20 protein-coding genes are annotated in these 20108 nt (G+C 58.3%); 9 read left to right on the plus strand and 11 right to left on the minus strand.

What is annotated here, in order from left to right; translation table 11 throughout:
* Positions 1–25 precede the first annotated feature (25 nt).
* On the plus strand, positions 26–784 hold the full coding sequence (locus tag BUB54_RS01275; protein ID WP_048877722.1) for a class I SAM-dependent methyltransferase: 759 nt from the start codon (positions 26–28) through the stop codon (positions 782–784).
* A gap of 3 nt (positions 785–787) precedes the next feature.
* Here BUB54_RS01275 and BUB54_RS01280 read toward each other — a convergent pair whose 3' ends face one another.
* The 4 genes from BUB54_RS01280 to xseA form a co-directional block, all read right to left on the minus strand.
* On the minus strand, positions 788–1345 hold the full coding sequence (locus BUB54_RS01280) for a PqiC family protein (protein WP_048877723.1): 558 nt from the start codon (positions 1343–1345) through the stop codon (positions 788–790).
* On the minus strand, positions 1342–2802 hold the full coding sequence (locus BUB54_RS01285) for a PqiB family protein (protein ID WP_158320071.1): 1461 nt from the start codon (positions 2800–2802) through the stop codon (positions 1342–1344). Before BUB54_RS01285 ends, BUB54_RS01280 begins: the two co-directional genes overlap by 4 nt.
* 131 nt (positions 2803–2933) lie before the next feature.
* Positions 2934–4178 carry a paraquat-inducible protein A gene (locus BUB54_RS01290; protein WP_082075581.1) on the minus strand — a complete coding sequence of 415 codons (1245 nt, stop codon included), beginning with the start codon at positions 4176–4178 and terminating at the stop codon, positions 2934–2936.
* Between the two features lie 79 nt (positions 4179–4257).
* Entirely contained in the window at positions 4258–5742 is a 1485-nt protein-coding gene (gene xseA, locus BUB54_RS01295; RefSeq protein WP_048877726.1) for an exodeoxyribonuclease VII large subunit, read from the minus strand.
* A 49-nt stretch (positions 5743–5791) separates the two neighbouring features.
* On the opposite strand from xseA, the gene purD reads away from it, so the two are divergent.
* Entirely contained in the window at positions 5792–7063 is a 1272-nt protein-coding gene (purD, locus tag BUB54_RS01300) for a phosphoribosylamine--glycine ligase (RefSeq protein ID WP_048877851.1), read from the plus strand.
* On the opposite strand, the gene BUB54_RS01305 is transcribed toward purD, so the two are convergent.
* The gene (locus BUB54_RS01305) at positions 7060–8202 is read right to left on the minus strand and encodes an MFS transporter (protein ID WP_048877727.1); all 1143 of its coding nucleotides are present in this window, start codon (positions 8200–8202) and stop codon (positions 7060–7062) included. The genes purD and BUB54_RS01305 overlap by 4 nt on opposite strands.
* Before the next feature lie 4 nt (positions 8203–8206).
* Positions 8207–9946 (minus strand): ABC transporter ATP-binding protein, encoded by a 1740-nt coding sequence (locus tag BUB54_RS01310; RefSeq protein WP_048877852.1) that lies wholly within the window; start codon positions 9944–9946, stop codon positions 8207–8209.
* A gap of 65 nt (positions 9947–10011) precedes the next feature.
* Here BUB54_RS01310 and BUB54_RS01315 point away from each other — a divergent pair, with 65 nt between their 5' ends.
* On the plus strand, positions 10012–10674 hold the full coding sequence (locus tag BUB54_RS01315) for a tyrosine-protein phosphatase (RefSeq protein WP_048877853.1): 663 nt from the start codon (positions 10012–10014) through the stop codon (positions 10672–10674).
* A 9-nt stretch (positions 10675–10683) separates the two neighbouring features.
* Here the strand turns inward: BUB54_RS01315 and BUB54_RS01320 are convergent, their stop codons facing one another.
* Genes BUB54_RS01320 through rfaD form a run of 5 tightly spaced genes read right to left on the minus strand, consistent with a single transcriptional unit; the run spans position 10684 to position 14992 of the window.
* Positions 10684–11568: a hypothetical protein gene (locus BUB54_RS01320; RefSeq protein WP_241869311.1), complete on the minus strand. Its 885-nt coding sequence runs from the start codon at positions 11566–11568 to the stop codon at positions 10684–10686.
* Entirely contained in the window at positions 11565–12302 is a 738-nt protein-coding gene (pgeF, locus tag BUB54_RS01325; RefSeq protein ID WP_048877729.1) for a peptidoglycan editing factor PgeF, read from the minus strand. Before pgeF ends, BUB54_RS01320 begins: the two co-directional genes overlap by 4 nt.
* The gene (locus BUB54_RS01330; protein WP_048877730.1) at positions 12299–13234 is read right to left on the minus strand and encodes a class I SAM-dependent methyltransferase; all 936 of its coding nucleotides are present in this window, start codon (positions 13232–13234) and stop codon (positions 12299–12301) included. The genes pgeF and BUB54_RS01330 overlap by 4 nt, the downstream gene beginning before the upstream one ends.
* Positions 13209–14012 (minus strand): prolipoprotein diacylglyceryl transferase, encoded by an 804-nt coding sequence (lgt, locus tag BUB54_RS01335; RefSeq protein WP_048877731.1) that lies wholly within the window; start codon positions 14010–14012, stop codon positions 13209–13211. Before lgt ends, BUB54_RS01330 begins: the two co-directional genes overlap by 26 nt.
* Entirely contained in the window at positions 14009–14992 is a 984-nt protein-coding gene (gene rfaD / locus BUB54_RS01340; protein WP_048877732.1) for an ADP-glyceromanno-heptose 6-epimerase, read from the minus strand. Before rfaD ends, lgt begins: the two co-directional genes overlap by 4 nt.
* 46 nt (positions 14993–15038) lie before the next feature.
* On the opposite strand from rfaD, the gene BUB54_RS01345 reads away from it, so the two are divergent.
* The 6 genes from BUB54_RS01345 to BUB54_RS01375 all read left to right on the plus strand — a co-directional run bounded on the left by BUB54_RS01345 (position 15039) and on the right by BUB54_RS01375 (position 19984).
* Complete coding sequence (locus BUB54_RS01345) at positions 15039–15305, plus strand: accessory factor UbiK family protein (RefSeq protein ID WP_048877733.1); 267 nt, start codon at positions 15039–15041, stop codon at positions 15303–15305.
* A 465-nt stretch (positions 15306–15770) separates the two neighbouring features.
* Positions 15771–16418: a class I SAM-dependent methyltransferase gene (locus tag BUB54_RS01355; RefSeq protein ID WP_048877735.1), complete on the plus strand. Its 648-nt coding sequence runs from the start codon at positions 15771–15773 to the stop codon at positions 16416–16418.
* A 98-nt stretch (positions 16419–16516) separates the two neighbouring features.
* Complete coding sequence (gene sdhC / locus BUB54_RS01360) at positions 16517–16948, plus strand: succinate dehydrogenase, cytochrome b556 subunit (protein ID WP_048877736.1); 432 nt, start codon at positions 16517–16519, stop codon at positions 16946–16948.
* Positions 16949–16953: 5 nt separating this feature from the next.
* Positions 16954–17361: a succinate dehydrogenase, hydrophobic membrane anchor protein gene (sdhD, locus tag BUB54_RS01365; protein ID WP_048877737.1), complete on the plus strand. Its 408-nt coding sequence runs from the start codon at positions 16954–16956 to the stop codon at positions 17359–17361.
* A gap of 12 nt (positions 17362–17373) precedes the next feature.
* On the plus strand, positions 17374–19185 hold the full coding sequence (gene sdhA, locus BUB54_RS01370; protein WP_048877738.1) for a succinate dehydrogenase flavoprotein subunit: 1812 nt from the start codon (positions 17374–17376) through the stop codon (positions 19183–19185).
* 16 nt (positions 19186–19201) lie between these two features.
* Positions 19202–19984 (plus strand): succinate dehydrogenase iron-sulfur subunit, encoded by a 783-nt coding sequence (locus tag BUB54_RS01375; protein WP_048877739.1) that lies wholly within the window; start codon positions 19202–19204, stop codon positions 19982–19984.
* Positions 19985–20108 lie beyond the last annotated feature (124 nt).

Raw genomic sequence — 20108 nt, forward strand, 5'->3', positions numbered from 1 at the left:
GATGTGGGGTGAAAGGGGATAGCAAATGAATCAACGGAATTTTACCGCTGACCATTATGGCGTCAGGACGGAAGCTTATGTGCAAAGCCAGGTTCATGCCGCAGGGGAAGATCTGGATGAGATGGAAGCGATGTTACGCGCGTTAAAGCCGGAGCGCGTTCTGGATTTAGGGTGCGGTGGTGGGCATGTCAGTTATCGGGCTGCCAAATATGCCCGCAACGTCGTTGCATGCGATATTACGCACGGCATGTTGGAGGCCGTTGCCAAGGAAGCGGCTACCAAAGGGCTGGAGAATATCGAGACAAAGCAAGCCGCCGCTGAGGATCTGCCGTTTGAAGCGGGATACTTCGACGTGGTTTTGTGCCGCTTTACGGCTCATCATTGGTCGGATTTTCTGGCCGGGTTAAAGCAGGCGCGCAGGGTTATCGAGCCTGGGGGAACGGCCTTGTTTATTGACACGCTTGCGCCTGTGCAGCGCGTGCTGGACACGCATTTGCAGGCCATGGAGGTTTTGCGTGACCCGTCACATGTGCGCAATTACAGCGTTGTGGAGTGGTGCTGCGCATTGGCTGAAGCCGGGTTTTCCATGAGAAACTGCACTGTTCGGCGTTTGCGGATGGAGTTTAAAAGCTGGACACACCGCACTAGGACGCCGGAGGTGACAGTGGCGGCTATCCGACAGCTTCAGAACAGTGCGCCTGAGAGCGTGCGGGATTATTTCATGATTTCAGACGATGGCAGTTTTGAACTGGAGGTGGCTTCAATGCAGGTACAAGCCATTTGAATCTTAGCTCAGCATGGTTGCGAGCTGGTCCGACATTTGTCCCCAAAGTTTGCTCATAGCGGCGGTTATTGTCTCTGCTGTCTTGCCGCCGGCCGTGCTGGCGTTGAAGTTTTGCAGTTGCCAGTTCTGACTGGTGGTTGGGCGGCAGGCGAGTTGTGCGGTGAGCGTGATGGTGCCGGATGCGTCGGGGGCGAAGGTCAATACCTGAACTTCAACAATTTTATCGGGCGCCGCGCCAATCGCGCCGCCATCCGACAGGATGGTGTCGCGGGGCAAACGCTGCGTCAGGTTCCGCACCAGTGTTGTTTGGAGCATGGCGGATAAGGGCGCGGCCCATGAATCGTTGGTAAACGTGTTGGCCGCATAAGCTATGCCCGGCTTTGGTACGCCGGACTGGTTAAGTGCGCTTGGCAGACCAATACTGCGGACGCCAACCCGTATGCCTGTTCCACCGCGAACAGGACCGGTTTCAGCCGCGATTTGCCAGCTATAAACCGGGGCCGACGTGCAGCCGGACAACAACGCCGCACAGGACGATACAAGGATAAGGCGCCGCTTCATCGGCCGCTCCTGCCAAAAATCAGAGATTGCGGGTGTTGATTAAGATATGTCGTCAAGGCCTGCAGCGATAGCAGGGTGGAGTTTGTTTGGCTCAGAATTTGTTGCAGGCTTCTCTGGAAGTTTGAATCCTGGCCGAAACCCCGATCCAGAGTTTGCAAAGTTGTGTCGGCTGTTTGCAGCGTAGTGGTCAGCTGTTTGATCAGTAGTTGGGTTTGCGGTCCGCCCAGTGCGCCGTTGGCGGTTAGCAACAGCTTGTTCAGGTTTTTGCCGAGCTCCTGGAACGGAAGCTTGTTGATCTTTGCTGTGATCTCGGCCGCGTTCGCAAGTGTTTCATCAAGGCCGCTCTTTTGGAAGGGCAAGATGATGACTTTGCCTTGCTGCACCACCTTCGCAGGTAAGGCTTTAGGCACCACAACGAGGTTAATCTCTTTTTGCCCGGTGACGTAATTGGCGGTTCCAATTTCCACGCGCATGCCATTATTCACGAATTTCTGGAAAAGGCTGACAGCGTCGGGGACATTCCAGGCTTTATCGAGGTTCAGAATACGCTGCGGCTGAAGCTGCATACTGATCTTGATTTTGGCTGTGCCCTGTTTGGGGTCCACCATGAGGTCCACGCCGGTTACGTCGCCAACTTCGATGCCCATTGCGGTTACTGGCGCGCCTGGCGTCAACCCGCTGACATTTGTGGTCACGTATGAGACGGCTTGAATTTGCGTGTCGAAGGCGGCGGATTCCGCTTGTTGTTGCGAAGCGTAGAGACGAAAATGGGCGCCGTCCGGGCTGGCGGCTTCGTTGCGTGCGGAGGGCGGCAGGCTGAATGTGATGCCGCCGGCAAACAAAGCCTGGATTGATTGCAGTTGAAGTTGTAACACCCCACCCTTGATGCCGAAGGCAATGCCGGAGGAGTTCCAGAACCGGCTGCCGTTACGTACGAGATTGTCGAACGGGGCGCGAATGAAGATGCTGATCTTGATCGGGCCGAGGCCACTGCCGATGTCATAGCCGAGTACCTCACCAACCGCGACGTCACGGTAAAAGATGGGGGAGCCGGATGAAATCGACCCAAGCTTGTATGCGGTGAGCGTGTAGGTGCGGCCGGGTTCGTCTGAGCGAACGCCAGGCGGTTGTTCTAGGCCCGTGAAGTGACTTTCGTAATGACCGCCCGGTTTTCCGGGATCAACCGTTATGTAGGCGCCGGAGACGATTGTTTCAAAGCCAGAGAAATCTGAGAAATTCAGCCGGGGCCGGACCACCCAGAAACGCGCGTTGGAATTGAGGAACCTTCTGCCAACATCGTTCATCCGAACCTTGACAATGACATGGCTGTTATCTTTGGCGAGATCGATGCTCTCAACTGTTCCTAAGGCGACGGCTTTATATTTTAGTTGGGTCTGGCCCGCTTGCAGCCCGTCCGCGTTGGTGAAGACCAGCGTGAGTAAGGGGCCGCGTTCCATGATTGTCCGGTAGCCGAGATAGCCCGCGATAATTGCGGCCAGGATTGGCACCAGCCAGACAATTTGAAATCGTTGGCGGCGGAGCTTGGCCTGCGGCGGCGGTATGGGGTTTCCCGGGGCGGGTGATTCGGTCATGCCTCGGGCTCCTTATTGTGGTCCCACATCAAACGGGGATCAAATGCATTAACTGCAAAAATGGTGAGAACAACAACCGCTGCAAAGCAAAGGGAACCCGTGTTCGCGGACACATTCGCGAACCGGCCAAAATGCACGAGCGCGACGAGGATGGACACCATGAAAATGTCGATCATTGACCAGCGTCCAATGAAGTCGATGATCCGATAGGTTACGGTCCGGCCATTCAGCAAGCGCTTGCTGCCGCGCTGGGCGCTGACTAGCATATAGGCCATGCCAGCCAGCTTGAGCAGCGGGATGGTGATGCTGGCAAAGAACACCAGAAGTGCCAGCGGCCAGAGCCCGACATCAGCCAGCTCAACAATTCCACCCATGATTGTGTAGGATTGGGTTTGCGCCAAGCTTGTCAGATTCATAAAAGGATAAATATTCGCCGGAATATAGAGGCAGGCGGCGGCGATGGTGAACGCCCAGGCACGCGAGAAGCTGGCGGGCTTGCGTGGTTGCAGGGGAGCGTCGCAACGCCGGCAGAAGCGTTGATTTTCCGCCGGATTGATTGAACCGCAGGTCTTGCATCCCACGGCTTTATCCGGGTCCAGGGATGTCGGGGTATAATTGCGCTTTCCAAGGCGGCGCCAGACCATTTCCTGATCGAGGCTGGCATCGACCGAGGCCAGGGCGATCATCAAGCAAATTAAGGCATAAAGCGCGGTATCGAGATGGACGCTGAACATGCCCGTCAGCCGCGTATAGGCGACCATGAAGCCCAGTAAATAAACGTCGATCATGGCCCAGGGGGAGAGGGGGGCGTACCAGCGAAAGAGGGCGCGTAAAGGCCGCCGTGGAAATTTCATCTCAAGGCCGAGCAGGGTGGCGGCGACGATGCCGAGCTTGATGCCGGGCAGGATCATGGTCACGGCAAAAACTAGAGCGCCCACAGACCCCCAGCCCGCATTTATGAGCTGCACGGGGCCGGTTTCCAGCCGCGCCATCGCAAAGCGGCCAAAGGCCGTAACCTCAATAAATGGTGCGAGGAGTGCGAAGATATAAAAAAGTGCCCCCGCCAGCGCGCAAGCGAGGGGGAACTGAAGATGTGCCCGGCGCATGTGCCACAGCGCGTAGCCGCAGCGTGGACACTCGGCAACCAAGCCAGGCTGATGCTGTGGCAGTTGGCTGAACAGCCCGCAATGCGGACATTCACGCCACTCCACGCCTGACAGGGCCTGGGTAGAGTGAGACATTAACGTGCCGGATGCTTCTGGTTCATCATCGAAAATTTGGCCTCGGCGTGTCTTTAGATCAAGCTGTTCCGGTGTATTGTTACAAACCCAGGTCCAGCTGCGCGGTTTTTGTGGCGCTGTTTGCTTTCACATCCGCTTTACCGTCTGCAAAGCGGAGCTGTAGCGAGGCGCCGGGTTTAACCGCGGCGACTGAGGTCACGGGCGTACCTCTGGTCGTTGTGACCAGGGCAAATCCGCGCGCCAGCACGCGTTCGTAAGACGCGCTCTCCAGCCGGGCCGTGGCGTTGTAGAGCCGGATGGAGGACTCTTTTAAGCGGGCGGGCAAAGGAGCGTGCAACCGGTGAGCGGCCAGTATCAGGGCGGATTGGCGTTTCTGGATTTCACCTGTCGGCAGGGGCAGGCGGTGGCTGGTCGAATCCAGTCGCCTTTGAGCGACTCGCAGCAAATTGGGCAGGGCGATAGTCAGCCGGTGGCCCAGCAGATCGACCTGGCCTTTTAGCCCGACCAGAATTTCACGCGGGTGCCGCAATGTCAGCCGGTCCAGCCGGGCCCGGCGGTTGGACATATAGTTCGGCAGGGCCAGGGCGTGACGTTCGGTTCTATCATCCAGCCGCTGGCGGGCGGTGTTCAGCATAGTGGGCAGGTCTGGCAGCTTGGCGGCGGTCCGTTCCAGCGATGCGGCGGCCTGGGTTGTATGCCGTGCCATTGCCCCTTCCAGCCGGGCGGCTCGTTGGGCCAGATCAGCCAGCAATTCCAGTCGGGCGGGCACGGCCATTTCAGCGGCGGCTGTGGGGGTGGGAGCGCGCCGGTCCGAGGCGAAGTCGATCAGCGTTGTATCGGTTTCGTGCCCAACGGCGGAGATTAGTGGGATGCGGCTGGAGGCGGCGGCGCGCACCACAATCTCTTCGTTGAAGGCCATGAGGTCTTCTAGGCTGCCGCCTCCACGGGCGACGATCAGCACCTCGGGCTGGGGAAACGTGCTGGGTAGACTGTTGAAGCCGGTAATTGCGGCGGCGATTTTTTCGGGCGCGCCGTCGCCCTGCACAGGCACCGGCCATAATAGAATAAGCCGGGGGAAGCGCCGGGCGATAGTGGTTTTAATGTCTTGCAGCACGGCCCCCTGCGCGGAGGTGACCACACCGATGACGCGCGGCAACAAAGGCAGCGTGCGGCGGCGGGCAAACAGCCCCTCAGACTGGAGCTTCGCCTTCAGCGCCTCGATTCGCGCCAGAAGCGCGCCGGCGCCGGCATATTCCAGCTTTTCGACAATAAGCTGGTATTCAGAGCGTTCAGGGTAGGAGGTAATTCGCCCGGTGGCGATGACTTCGAGCCCGTTTTCGGCCTTCAGCCCAACGCGCGAGACTACCCCTTTCCAGATAATGCCGCGAATTTTGGCGCTTTCATCTTTCAGAGCAAAATATTGATGGCCTGAAGCGTAGGCCTTGAATTCCGTAATCTCGCCGCGCACCCTGACCCTGCCAAAAGAGCCCTCAAGCGTGCGCTTCACCGCGCCTGCGAGTTCAGAGACTGTAAATTCAGGGGTATTGGTCGGGGTTTCACTCATGGGCGCAGGTTATGATACAGCGCGCGCCGGTAACAGAGGGGTTGAAGACATGCGGGTATTGATTATCGGTTCAGGCGGACGGGAACACGCGCTGGCCTGGGCGATTGCCAAGAGCCCGCTGCTGACAAAATTATTTGTCGCCCCCGGCAATCCGGGTACCGCGCAACTGGCTGAGAGCGTCGCCCTGCGGACCTCGGATATCCCCAGTATCGTGAAATTCGCGCAGGAGCAGAAAATCGATTTGGTGGTGCCTGGGCCGGAAGCGCCGCTTGTGGCGGGGATTGCGGATGCACTCGCGGCGGCGGGGATTGCCTGCTTTGGCCCCTCGGCGGCGGCGGCGCAGCTTGAGGGTAGCAAGATTTTTACCAAGGAGATTGCTGACGCGGCGGGTATCCCCACCGCGCGCTGGGAAAAATTTACTGATGCCAATGCCGCCCATGCTTATCTTGAGGAAGTGGGCGCGCCGATTGTGATTAAGGCCGATGGCCTAGCGGCGGGTAAGGGCGTGGTTGTGGCAGCGACACTGGATGAAGCCCATGACGCCGTGACCGCTATCATGGAGGACAAGGTCCACGGCGCTGCAGGGACGTCGGTTGTGATTGAGCAGTGCCTGGTGGGTGAAGAGATTTCCATTTTTGCCCTATGCGATGGCGAGGAGGCGCTATTCTTTGGCGCGGCGGCGGATCACAAGCGGGTTGGTGAAGGGGATACTGGCCCCAATACCGGTGGCATGGGCGCGATTTTCAATCCTCCCTGGGCTACGGACGAGACGATTCGCCGTAGTATGGAAGAGATTGTCCGGCCCGCTTTGAAAGAGATGGTCCGGCGCGGTACGCCGTTCCGGGGCTTTCTGTTTGCCGGGCTGATGGTGGAAGCTGATGGGCCGATGCTGATTGAGTTCAACGTCAGGTTTGGTGATCCTGAATGTGAGACGGTGCTGCCGATGCTCGAATCAGACCTTCTGGCTACGCTGAAAGCTGCCGCTGAGGGCAGGTTGTCGGACGCGCAGGCGGTTTGGAAGCAAGGTGGTTCAGCGACGGTGGTGATGTGCGCTAAGGGTTATCCGGGGGCTTATGCCACGGGCAGCGAAATCCATGGGTTAGAAGAAGCCGGGCAGGTGCCTGGGGCAACCATTTTCCATGCGGGCACAATGGCTGAGCAGGGTGGCATTTTGGCGAATGGCGGGCGTGTTCTGGCCGTGAACGCGGTGGGGGCGGACCTGAAGGAAGCACTCTCCCGGGCTTATCAGGCGATTGACCAGTTGGATTGGGAGGATGGCTTTTGCCGCCGCGATATCGGGCGGCGCGCGCTGCTGGGCTAACCGGTTCCGGCCGGGCGTGGGGTAGAGCGGATGAGCAGAATGGCAAACGTGCTCGCCAATGCTGCCCCAGCCAAGCCAAAGGCAAAGCCCCTGGGGCCAAGCAAAGACATGCAAAGTCCTAAGGCGGGCGGTCCGGCAATGCCGCCTAGCGTATAAATAACCATTGAAAGCGACATGGCGCTGGCTAGCCCAAGTCCTGTATGGCGTGAGGCCAAACGCACAATGCCCAGCGTGAACACCCCACCCTGAGCCAAGCCCCATACAATCAGCCAGGGCCAAGGCTCTGTTTTCAGCCCGAAGACCAGCCCCAGAGGCAGTACAATCATGGCGCAGGCGCTGATATTGCGGAGCCGCGTTACGTCCATGTGGTCCGCTAAGCTGCCGATCACCAGGGCGCCAGCCGCTACGCCGGACTGCACCACAACAACCAATAATGCCGAGAGATGCACGGACAGCCCGCGCGACAAGCCGAAGAGCGGCAGAAGTGAGAGATTGCAGGCCTCGGTGAGGCCCACGACGAAAATGCCGATAAAGGCGGCTTTCTCGTGCAGCAGAATATCGCGCTGCCGGGCGGGGTTGGTGCCTGGAGCCGTGGCATGAGGGGCCTCCTTTCCGGCAATCCCCAGCGTGATGGCGGCGCAGGCCGTGACCGCGGCCCCCGCTAGGAACGGCGTGCTGCCGGAGCTACCGGACAGCGCCAGAATACCGGGCCCAACGGCCATGGAGCCGCTAAGGATCAGTTCGTAAAGCCCTGTCAGCCGGCCGCGTAGATGGGCTGGGAAGCTGCCATTCATCCAGGTGTCCATCCCGGCCCAGCGCAATGACAAAGCAGCGCCCATGACAAGGCAGAGCAGGCTCCAGAGGCGGACATCCCGGGTCATCGCGAAGCACATAAACACCAAAGTGCAGGCGCTCATGCCAATAAGGATCATGCGCTTCAGCCCAACCCGCCGGATAATGGCCGGAATAAAGCTGGACATGGCCAATAGCCCTACCCAGGGCAGGCCGGAGATGACGCCGACCCAGAAATCACCCACTCCTTCACCGCGCAAAGACACCGAAAGCAGCGGCAGGAACATCCAGAACGCGCCGGACCCGAAAAAGGCTGAAGCGATAACGATGCTGAGGCGGATGAGCATGGGATCAGGCCGCCAAGGCTTGCGCCCTGACTAGGCGGGCGAAGGCGCCGTCTTTTGCCAGAAGGTCCTCGTGCGTGCCGGTCTCCACGGCCTGACCATCAGACATTACGACGATCTTATCAGCGTCACGCACGGTTGAAAGCCGGTGCGCGACGACGATTGTGGTCCTGCCTTCGCGCAGCCGCGCCAGGGCTGCCTGCACGAGCGCTTCGCTTTCCGTGTCCAGCGCACTGGTGGCTTCATCCAGCAGCAAAATCCGAGGGTTCCGAAGGATCGCGCGGGCGATGGCTACGCGCTGGCGTTGCCCGCCGGAGAGGCGTTGGCCGTTCACGCCCACGCGGGTACCGAAGCCCTCCGGCATGTCCTTGATGAAATTACAGGCCGCGGCTTCAGCGGCGGCGGCGATCTCGGCGTCTGTCGCATTTGGGCGGCCGAGGCGGATATTGGCGCTGATCGTGTCGTCAAACAGCAGCGCTTCCTGCCCGACATAGGCAATGGCGCCGCGCAGAGAGGTCAGCGTCACGTTCTCAATATCCGTGCCATCGATGCGGATGTGACCGGCATCGGGGTCATAGAGCCTTGGGATCAGCGCAAGGGCAGTGGATTTGCCTGCGCCGGAGCTGCCGACCAGGGCAAGCATCTTGCCCGGCGCGGCACGAAAGTTAAGGTTTTTAAGGCCGGGACGTCCGTCAGGATAAGCAAAAGCAACCTGCGCGAACTCCACCTCACCCGGCCCTGGAGGTAGAGCTGTGGCGCCGGGGGCGTCGGCAATGGCGGGCGGTTCATCGATGACATGAAAAACGCGTACAAGCCCGGCCAGCCCTTCTTGTATGGCGGCATTCATGGTGCCGAGGGCGCGCAATGGGCGGGCGGCGATGAGCAGGGCCGAGACAAACCCCATGAAATTGCCAACGCCAGCACCGCCCGTGGCATTGCGCCAACCTTCCAGCCCGATAACGCCCGCCACCGCGACACCGGCCAAAACCTCCAGCATCGGGTCCAGTCTTGCGCGGACGCGGGTCATGCGGAGCAAGGCGTTATATAGCTCGGTAAAGTTTGTCTCGGCACGGGTCCGTTCGTGGGCTTCCAGGCTGTAGGCGCGGACCGTGCGGGCCTGGGAGAAGCTTTCATTCAGCATCGCGGCGGCTTCGCCCATCCGCTCTTGCATACCGCCAGAAGCACGGCGCATGCGTTTGCCGATTTTTTGAACCGGGATAACGGCGATCGGATAAACCAGGGCCGCGATCAGGCTTAGCTTCCAGTCGATGGTGATCATCGTGACAATGAGGCCAATAACAGTGGCGGCGTCCGCCACGGCGTTCACGGCGCGGGTCATGGCTTCACGGATAACCGTGGCATCCGTTGTGAAGCGGGCAGCGAGCTGAGCCGGGGCCTCGCGTTCCACGCGCGAGAGTGAGGCCATGGTCAGGTGCCCAAACATGGCCAGCTGCAACCGCCGGATGACACGCAACACCATGTCTTGCGTTAGCACGGCCTGGAAATACATGGACAGGCCTTTGACCGTGGTCACGGCAAGCACCAGCACGGGCACTTGGTAGAGAATCCGAGGGTCTTTGCGGGCAAACATGGTGAAGGCCCAGTCAATGAGGACCGGGTAAAGCGCTGTTGCGCCCGACATAATTAATGTGGCGACAACGATGAGCGCAATCCGCCACTTATAATGGCGAACATGGTCATGCCAGAGGCGCTTGATGAGGGCAGGCGTGGAAGCGGTTTGAGTCATGCCAGCGTGGTTAAGCACAGTTTGGGGCCAAGCAAAAATGCGCTACAGGCGCTGCCATGGATACGATTTACAAAGGTGACCTTTCCACCCCACGCGGGCGGCGGAACGCATGGGTTGATGCGTTGTTTGTGGATCACGCCATTTTGCGGTTTTTCTGGACGAATTTTGCGCCTGTGGTGCCGGGAGTTCTGTACCGTTCCAACCACCCCACGCCGGGCAATCTCAGGCGGTTTACGGGTAAGGTGGGGCTGAAATCGCTCATAAATCTGCGTGGGCAGGCCAAGAATGGCTCCGATGCGCTCTCGCGCGATGAGGCGCGGCGGTTGGGGTTGGATTTTTACGATATGGCTTTTGAATCCCGTGGCGCGCCGCATAAGGACAGAATTCTGCGGCTGGCCGGGATTTTTGAGCATATGAAGGCGCCCGCCTTGATCCATTGCAAGTCCGGCGCGGACAGGGCCGGTCTTGTGGCGGGGCTTTACGTTCTGATCAGCGGTGGCAGCGCGGCGGAGGCCATGAACCAGCTCTCTCTGCGGTTTGGTCATATAAAACATTCAAAAACAGGTGTTTTAGATGCGTTCTTCAAGCTGTATCAGCAGACGGGAGAAGGCCGTAAGCCGTTTCTGGACTGGGTCCGGGAGGATTATGATGAAGCGGAGCTGCGCGCGGCGTTTCATGCTGGGCGGGTGGCCGAGTTTATTAATGGCAAGCTGCTGAGGCGCGAGTAAGCCGCTCGGTTATTTCTTGGCAGCCTCGGTTTTTTTGGCTTTCTTCAGAATTTCATTCTGTACGACACTCTGAATCCCGCCAGCTGCCTGCTGCGCGGCTGCCGTGCCGACATCGCCCCAGTAAGGTGACATATCGGAAGGTGTTAAGTCATGAATTTGGGTGACCTGACCGACGATTCGGTTATTGCGGTCACGCACGACCCAGTCCAGTTCGACCGTAACCTGACCTTTTGGGGCGGGCGTGGTTTTAACCTTGCCGGTGACTGTGAAATCCGCTTCCTGAGCGGTTTTGGCCAGCTCTAAATTGGGGCTGGGCAAGGACCGGGCGAGGTCCGTTGGCAAGGAGGTGTCACCGTCTCCCGGTGCTCCTATGACCGTGCCGATAAAGATGCGAGGCGTGCGGTTTTCAAGCGATTGCGGGTTGCTCTGTTGAATTTCCGCGTTGATCTTGGTCATCAGCTTGGAAAGGGCAGGGGCATCAGCTTTGGCCGCATTGAGTAATGCAGTTGGGTCTCCAGTCTCCCAGCCTTGCGCCGGGATCGGCAAGCCGGTTTGTTTGCCGTAGGATTTTCCGTCTGGGCCGATCACGTCGTAAACAGGTGTGACCATATCACCGGCTGATTTGGCAGTGATTTGCAGATGCCAGTTATCTTTTTGAATTGGCCCGGCAACACTGGGAACATCATAGGCAGCAAGTTCGCTTGCCAGGTCATGGGCGTATAAACCTGCTGTTTTGTCCGCCAGATGCGTTCCTGCGGGAGGTGGTACCATTAGCACGGGGGCGGGTGGCATGGCCAGCTTGGCGGCCACGGGGCCCGGGTTGCCGTAAAAAGGCTGGGGCAGTGTGCCACAACCTGAAAGCAGCAAGGCGATAAGGAGAGGGGTGCGTTTCATGAACATATGATGGAAATCTGATGTCCTGTGGCAGCTTCCTGGCGCAAGGTTTTGCGGCGATATGAGAAAAAGAGGGCTTCGTCAGCGCAGGTGTCGTGCGGCAGAATCTCAGCGGTGATTCCGGCCCGCGTGAGCCGCGCGGCGCAGTAGCCGGGCAGATCGAACCAAAAATGGCCAAGCTTTCCATTCGTGAAAAATGCCGCGCTGGAGGTGGCTTCCGCAATAAGCGCGGCGCGCATTTCATGCCCAACTTCATAGCTAGGCTGATGGATACAAGGGCCGATGGTGGCCTGGATGTTTTGCGCACCCATAGCCTGCAACGCTTGCGCTGTTGCCTCCAGCACGCCAGCAAGCGCCCCCCGCCACCCAGCATGGGCGGCACCGACGGCTCCGTTATCGCCAAGAAAGAGCACCGGCGCGCAATCCGCCGTGATGATGCCCAGGGCCAAGCCGGGCTGTTGGGTCACCAGCGCGTCTCCTTGTGGTCCGGCACCTTCTGCCCATCGGGTGGTAACGGTCACGACATGCGGGCCGTGTATTTGCTTCACCCCCAGTAACGCGTCTCTCGGCATTCCCATAGCGGAGGCCGCCCGTGCCCGGTTTTCCTGCACCAGAGACGGTTCGTCAGACGAAAAGCCGCAATTCAGGCTGTCATAGACCCCTGAGGAGACGCCTCCCAGGCGGGTGAAAAAGCCATGCCTGACGGGCAGATGGGATGCGATGAAGCGGGTCATTCAAATCCTGGCAAGGGTGGCAGACCAGGCGGGCAAACAGCCAGCACCTTGAACAGGCTGCCCATTGCTTCCGGCGCCGTCAAGCGTTGAACGGACAGGCGGAGGTCCATGGCCTTCTCGGGATGGCGCTGGGCTAGACGGTCGCTGCGTTGGTAGAGGCCCAAAGCTGTCAGAAAATGATTCTGCTTTATCGGCCCTTGGGCGTGAACGGCCCGTTTTAAAGCGGCGAAGTCAACATGCGCTGTCAGATCCGCCTCGCCGGGGGCGGTCAGTGGGTCGGCGTAAGCGCAGTTGCGGATGGCCTGCACGCTTTCCCCGGCGGCGCTTTCAGAGGGACCGTAATCAATGAACAGACCAATGGCGCCGCGTGCTGAGAGAGTGCGGACAAACGCCAAAGCCGCTTCGTTAACCTCTCGTACGCTGCCGACAGGATCGTCAGGCAGATTATAGTCGGCGGGTAATTCCACATAGGCGCCATGCTCGACATAACGCTCCATCCACCCCGATTCGCGGCGGATAAATTGGCGGACGGGTAAAGTGTCCAGAAACTCGTTTGCCAGCAGAATCATCGGGCCGCTGGGGATGCTGGCCAAATTATCGTGCCATTGGGCGTACGGGACGCGTGATGCTTGTTCAGCTCGCAAGGCAGGGGAGGTCTCGATGAAATGGACCTTCCGCGTCGGCCAGACGCGAAGGGCGTCTTCCATCAATAAACCGCGCCCTGGCCCGGCCTCAGCCAGGATAATATCTTCCGGCGCGCCTGCCATTTGCCAGACGATCTTAGCCCAGGCGCCCAGCAGTTCACCGAAAACCTGGGTGATTTCAGGAGATGTTATGAAATCCTGCCCAAATTTCCGGTTTGCGTAATAAGCCGCATTGGCGCGGGCCATGAAATGGTCGAAGCGTTCAGCTGACACGCCTGCGCCTTGCATAGAGAATCAGCGCAAAACCGGCGATGACCATGGGAATTGACAAGAGCTGGCCCATGGTGGTGCCGAATGGCAAAAAACCCAGGAACGGGTCAGGTTCGCGGAAACACTCGCCGGTAATGCGTGCGACGCCATAGCCCAGAACAAAAATGCCAGAGAGCATGCCAGGGCGGCTGCGAATGGCAGTTGAGCGGGCGCATAGCAACATGACGCAGAGCAGTACGATCCCCTCCAGGGAGGCTTCTATCAGCTCTGAGGGGTAACGCGGCAGCTGATAAGGGTCACCCGGATACACCATGGCGAGGGGAAAGCCCGCCGGGGCTGGGCGGCCCCATAATTCGCCATTGATGAAATTGGCGCACCGGCCCAGGAACAGCCCGATTGGAACCGCTACGGAAATACGGTCAGCGAAGCGGAGCGGGTTGAGCCTATGCTTCCAGCAGAATGCCAAAATTGCGACGGTAACACCTAGAAAACCGCCGTGAAAGCTCATCCCGCCATCCCATACGCGCGGGATTGCGAGGGGATGGGTAAAAAAATAGACCGGCTGGTAAAATAGCACATAGCCTGTGCGTCCACCCAGAATAACGCCCAGAACGGCCCAAGTCAGAAAATCATCAACCTGCTCACCAGTCGCGGCCACGGGAGGGCGCGAGACCATGTACCGGACTAAACGCCAACCGATGAGCAGCCCGGTTATGTAGGCCAGCGCATAATAATGGATGAATACCGGGCCGATATAAAAGCCCTTTGGAAAGACCGGGAGAATGATAGGATTCATCTGTAAGGGTCCAGCTGGCGCAGATGATTTTTGATATAAGTGGTCACACCTTCCTCCAGCGTCAGGAAGTCGTGGTTAAAGCCGAGCGCGCGGAGCCGCGCCATAGGGGCTTGTGTAAAAGATTGATACTGCCCCCGGAGGGCCGTGGGCATTTCAACGAATTCAATACGTTCTGGCAGTCCGTTGGCAGTGCATACGGCGCGCGCCAGATCCGCATAAGAGCGTGCTGTGCCGGTGCCGAGATTGAAGATGCCTGCCAGATTCCGGGCGGAGAGTAGAAATTTTAGGGCAGCGGTGACGTCGTCTATATATATGAAGTCGCGCTTCTGCTGACCGTCGGGCAGGCCGGGCTGGTCGGATTTGAAAAGACGCGCCGGACCGCCAGCCATGACCTCGTCATGTTTGACCTTCACGACCGAGATCATCTTGCCTTTATGGTATTCATTCGGCCCAAAGACGTTGAAAAACTTTACGCCAGCCCAGTTTGGCGGCGCGTTCTGGTGTTCCGTGGCTTGACGCGTGGCCCAGAGGTCAAAAGCATGTTTGCTCCAGCCATAAAGATTAAGAGGCTGGAGTTTCAGCAATGCGGACAAGGCGTAATCGTCGTCAAAGCCAGAGCCGCCATTGCCGTAAGTGGAAGCGGAGGAGGCGTAGATGAACCGGACCTGATGTTTGGCGCACCAGTTCCAGAGCATTTGGCTAAGCGTCACGTTGGTCCGCCAGACAAGATCCGCGTCGCGGGCCGTTGTTTCAGAAATTGCGCCCAGGTGAATAATGGCGGATAGAGGCGGAGAACTGGCGAGCCATGTCTCCAGGTCCTCGGGTGCAATGACCATAAAGGGCGGGTGATGGTACAAATTCCGCCATTTCTGCCCTTCCTGGCCAAGCCAGTCAGCAATAATGACCTCTCGCCCTTCAGCTGCGAGCGCAGCATGGAGATTGGAGCCGATGAAACCGGAGCCGCCCGTGACCAATATCATGGGTGGCGTTATATGGAGAAGCAGTCGAACAGAGAAGGCCTGCCAGATGACTGAACGTCCGAAATTTTTTGATGACATTGCCGGGGTTGCGGGGGGCGCCATTTCAGCCTTGGCTGGACTAAAGGACGAGGTTTCGTCCTTGGTGAAGGCGCGCGTGGAAGAAGCCGTGCGGCGATTGGATTTGGTGTCTCGGGAAGAGTTTGACGCGATGGCTGAACTGGCCCGTCGCGCTCGGGAACAGGCCGAGGCGCTGGAACGGCGTGTGGAAGCACTTGAAAAAGTCCAGACCCAGCAAGGCGGTGAAAAAGCGTAAAATTAAGCCGGTGGTAACCGGGGGCTTCTAACTTTGTGACGGATCAGCCCTAACGCAGCATGTGCAATGGGAAAGAGCCTTTGTCGAACTTATTGCGATAAAAGCTCTTTTTAGCGCCGATAGAAAGGTTGTTCTTGACGCAAGGTTAATCGACGCTCAACTTTGGCGGCCGGTGGGAGTTTGGTATGAGATACCAAGGTTTAACTTATATCGCGCCGTGTATGACGTTTTTTTCACTGGGACGTTCGGCACTGGGCGTTTTGACACTGGGGATGCAGATATCTCTGTTTTTCTGGCCGATGGCGGCCGGTTGGGCGCGAAAAGCGCGGGAGCAGGAAAGCGCCCAGAAAACGCTCGAGACATTGTTCGAGAGATACCGGCCTATGGAGGACGTTGTGGATGGGATAGCCCCTTCCGCCAGAGCCAAGACGTCTTGGCAGCTAGCGTGAGACGCTCGGCGTTTTTATGGACAAAGAACAATTTATTATAACGCAGACCGCTGTAGGGCGTTCTTTATTAGTAACTGAAATCAGGCTGTATTTGGCTTCTGAACTGACGCCGCTATGGCTGGCGACAGAAGATTATCTGGGCCGGCATAACGTGGCTCCGCCATACTGGGCCTTTGCTTGGCCGGGATCAGAGGCGTTGGCGCGCTATATCACGGATAATCCGTCCTTGGTCCGGGGAAAGCGCGTGCTGGACTTTGCCGCGGGCTGTGGCTTGGCGGGCATTGCGGCGGCGCGCGCGGGGGCGGCGTTTGTGGAAGCAGCGGAAATTGATCCGCTGGCGACTGAAGCCATCAGACTGAATGCTGAATTGAATGGTGTGTCACTTTCGGTAACAGAAGGGGACGTTGTTGGGCGGAAAGGTGGATGGGATGTAATTTTCGCGGGGGACATATGTTATGAACAGAAGATGGCCGGGCTGATTGTTCCGTGGCTCCAACAGCAGTCGGAATGCAGTATAGTTCTTTTGGCGGACCCAGGCCGCAAATACAGACCTGACCTGTCAGAACAGGAAATAGGGCAATACATCGTCCCTACGAGCTTGGAGCTAGAAGACACAAAACAAAGGCAAGTAGGGTTATACGCAATTTCTAACCGAAGCGTTTGAGCAGGGCAGAGTTTCATTCCGAATCGTTGACCGGCTCATCCGCGCGGACTAAGCACCTGCAACATAATGGCTGAAATGACCTGACAGAAAGGTTTCCTATGAAGGATGTCCGCGAGGCCCTGATGATAGGGCATAATTCCGAGGGCAAGCTTGTCCGCCGGCCGCTTTCCCCGCATTTGCAGGTCTATAAACCTCAAATTTCTTCCGCAACTTCGATTTTTCACCGCATCACGGGCGTTGCTCTGAGCGTGGGAACAATCCTGATGACGTTGTGGCTGATTTGCGCGGCGTCCGGGGATGCGGCTTTCTCCGTGATTCAGGCGTTTTTCGCCTCCTGGATTGGGATGCTGATCCTGTTCGGGTTCACGATCGCCCTGTTTTATCATTTTTGCAACGGCATCAGGCACTTGGCTTGGGATGCGGGCAAGGGATTTGAGCTTCCCGACATGCACCGCAGCGGCAAGCTGGTTTTCGCGGCGACGATCGTTCTGACCGTCGCTTTCTGGGTCATTGCTCTTCTGGTGTGGTGAGAGACATGAGCACGCAAGATAAAGATCTCTCGATTAAAATTCGCCGCAGCGCGCTTGGCCGTGCACGTGGTTTGGGGTCTGCGAAATCCGGGTCCGCCCATTGGTGGGCTGAGCGGATGACTGCCGCGGCTTTGCTGCCGCTGTCGCTCTATTTCGTGGTTTCAGTCATTATTCTGCTTGGCGCAGACCAAGCGCATATGGCAGCTTATATGGCTGAGCCCTGGAACAGCGCGCTGTTCCTCGCGCTGATCGCCATCATGTTCTACCACCTTTCCATGGGGTTGCAGGTGGTTATCGAGGATTATGTGCCGGATGAAGCCAAGCGCCTGATCACGTTGCTGGTGATTAAAGGCGTGATTATCTTCCTGGCGCTGGCATCTGCCGTCTCCGTCCTCAAACTCGCTTTCTCCTGAACGAGGGGTCCAATGAACGCGATCTCCAAGCCCTCTAACGGGGCCTATAATATTATCGACCATACCTACGATGTGGTTGTGGTTGGTGCGGGTGGCTCCGGCCTGCGCGCTACGCTAGGTATGGTGGCATCCGGGCTGAAGACGGCCTGCATCACCAAGGTGTTCCCTACACGCTCCCACACAGTGGCGGCGCAGGGCGGCATCGGCGCTTCGCTCGGTAATATGGGCGAGGATAACTGGCGCTGGCATATGTACGACACCGTGAAGGGGTCTGACTGGCTGGGTGACCAGGACGCCATCGAATATATGTGCCGCGAGGCGGTTCCAGCGATTTATGAGCTGGAACATTTCGGTGTGCCTTTCTCCCGTACGGAAGACGGCAAGATCTATCAGCGCCCCTTCGGCGGCCACATGAAAGAATACGGTAAGGAACCGGCCCAGCGCGCCTGCGCTGCCGCAGACCGTACTGGCCATGCTATTCTGCACACGCTGTACCAGCAGTGCCTGAAGCACGACGCTGAGTTCTTCGTGGAATACTTTGCCCTCGACCTGATCATGGACGAGGAAGGTGTCTGCCGTGGCGTGATGGCCTGGTGCCTGGAAGATGGCACGATCCATCGCTTCCGCGGGCAGATGGTGGTGTTGGCCACCGGCGGTTATGGCCGCGCCTATCTCTCCTGCACCTCCGCCCATACCTGCACAGGTGATGGTGGCGGCATGGTGATCCGTGCCGGCCTGCCTGTTCAGGATATGGAGTTTGTGCAGTTCCACCCGACCGGTATTTTCCCCGCTGGTTGCCTCATTACCGAGGGGGCGCGCGGTGAGGGTGGTTATCTGACCAACTCCGAGGGCGAGCGCTTCATGGAGCGTTATGCGCCGACGGCGAAGGATCTGGCCTCCCGTGACGTGGTCTCCCGCTCGATGACTATCGAGATCAATGAAGGCCGTGGCGTTGGGGCGAATAAGGATCACATCCTGCTGCATCTGGAGCATCTGGGTGCGGATATTCTGCATGAGCGTCTGCCGGGCATTTCCGAGACCGCGCGCGTGTTCGCGGGGGTGGATGTGACCAAGGAGCCGATCCCTGTTCTGCCGACCGTGCATTATAACATGGGCGGTATTCCGACCAACTATAAGGCTGAGGTGCTGCGCCCAACGGCTGAGAACCCGGATGCGGTGGTGCCCGGCCTGATGGCTGTCGGTGAGGCGGCCTGCGTTTCAGTGCATGGCGCCAACCGTCTTGGTACCAACTCGCTGCTCGACCTCGTGGTGTTTGGTCGTGCGGCCGCGCATCGCGCGGCTGAGGTGGTAAAACCGGGCGCGACGCAGGCGCCGTTGCCCGCAGGGGCCGGTGAAGCATCGCTTGGGCGGTTTGACGCGACCCGTCACGCCAAGGGCGGCACCAAAGTGGCCGAATTGCGCGACCAGTTGCAGCGCACCATGCAGAGCCATGCGGCTGTGTTCCGTAACTCCAAATCTCTCACCGAAGGTGTGCAGAAGATGGAGAAGATCTGGGGTGGGTTGAAGGACATTAACGTGACCGACCAGTCCCTGATCTGGAATTCCGATCTCATGGAAGCGTTGGAACTACAGAATCTCATGGGGAATGCCGTTGCCACCATGGTTGGCGCGGAAGCCCGTAAGGAAAGCCGCGGTGCCCAGGCGCATGACGACTATCCTGACCGTGACGACCATGAATGGATGAAGCACACGGTTGCTACTGTGGCCGAAAATGGCGAGGTGAATCTGAGCTATCGTCCGGTGAAGATGCAGACCCTCACCAACGAGGTCTCTGTGTTCCCGCCCAAGAAGCGCGTTTACTAAGGAAGGAGGCTGAACAATGGCTGAATTTTCACTTCCTGCGAATTCCAAGATTGGCGAGGGCAAGACCTATAAGGCCGAGGCTGGCGCCAAGCGTGTGAAGTCGTTCAAGGTTTATCGCTGGAACCCGGATGATGGGAAGAATCCGGTGATGGATACGTATGAGATCGATCTCGATAAATGCGGGCCGATGGTTCTCGATGCGATCATCAAGATCAAGAATGAGATCGACAGCTCGCTGACCTTCCGCCGCTCCTGCCGTGAGGGCATTTGCGGTTCCTGTGCGATGAATATTGATGGCACCAATACGCTGGCGTGCCTCAAGCCCATCGCGGAGGTGAAGGGCGATGTGAAGATCAACCCGCTGCCGCACATGCCGGTGGTGAAGGATCTGGTACCTGATCTCTCCCAGCCTTATGCCCAACTGCGCTCCATCGAGCCGTGGATGCAGTCCGAAACCGTAGCGCCGCCTGACGGTGAGCGCCTGCAGTCCAAGGAAGAGCGTGCGGAGTTGGATGGTCTGTGGGAGTGCATTCTGTGCTTCTGCTGTTCCACATCTTGCCCAAGCTATTGGTGGAATGGCGACCGCTATCTTGGCCCAGCCGTGCTGTTGCAGGCTTATCGCTGGATTGCAGATTCCCGCGACGAAGCCACTGGCAAGCGTCTGGATGCGTTGGAGGACCCCTTCAAGCTCTATCGCTGCCATACGATCATGAACTGCACCCAGACCTGTCCCAAGGGCCTGAACCCCGCCAAGGCGATTGGTAAGGTGAAGCAGTTGATGCTGGAACGTCAGGGCTAAGCTAGATCAATGGTATGAAAAAGGCCCGGTTCGCCGGGCCTTTTTTGTGCAGTGCGTGATCGAATTTATCGATCAGCAATTTAAATAAAATCAATTTCCTTGATCGCCATAATGTGGCTAACTA

Source organism: Acidocella aminolytica 101 = DSM 11237 (genome assembly GCF_900129125.1).
GTDB classification, from domain to species: domain Bacteria; phylum Pseudomonadota; class Alphaproteobacteria; order Acetobacterales; family Acetobacteraceae; genus Acidocella; species Acidocella aminolytica.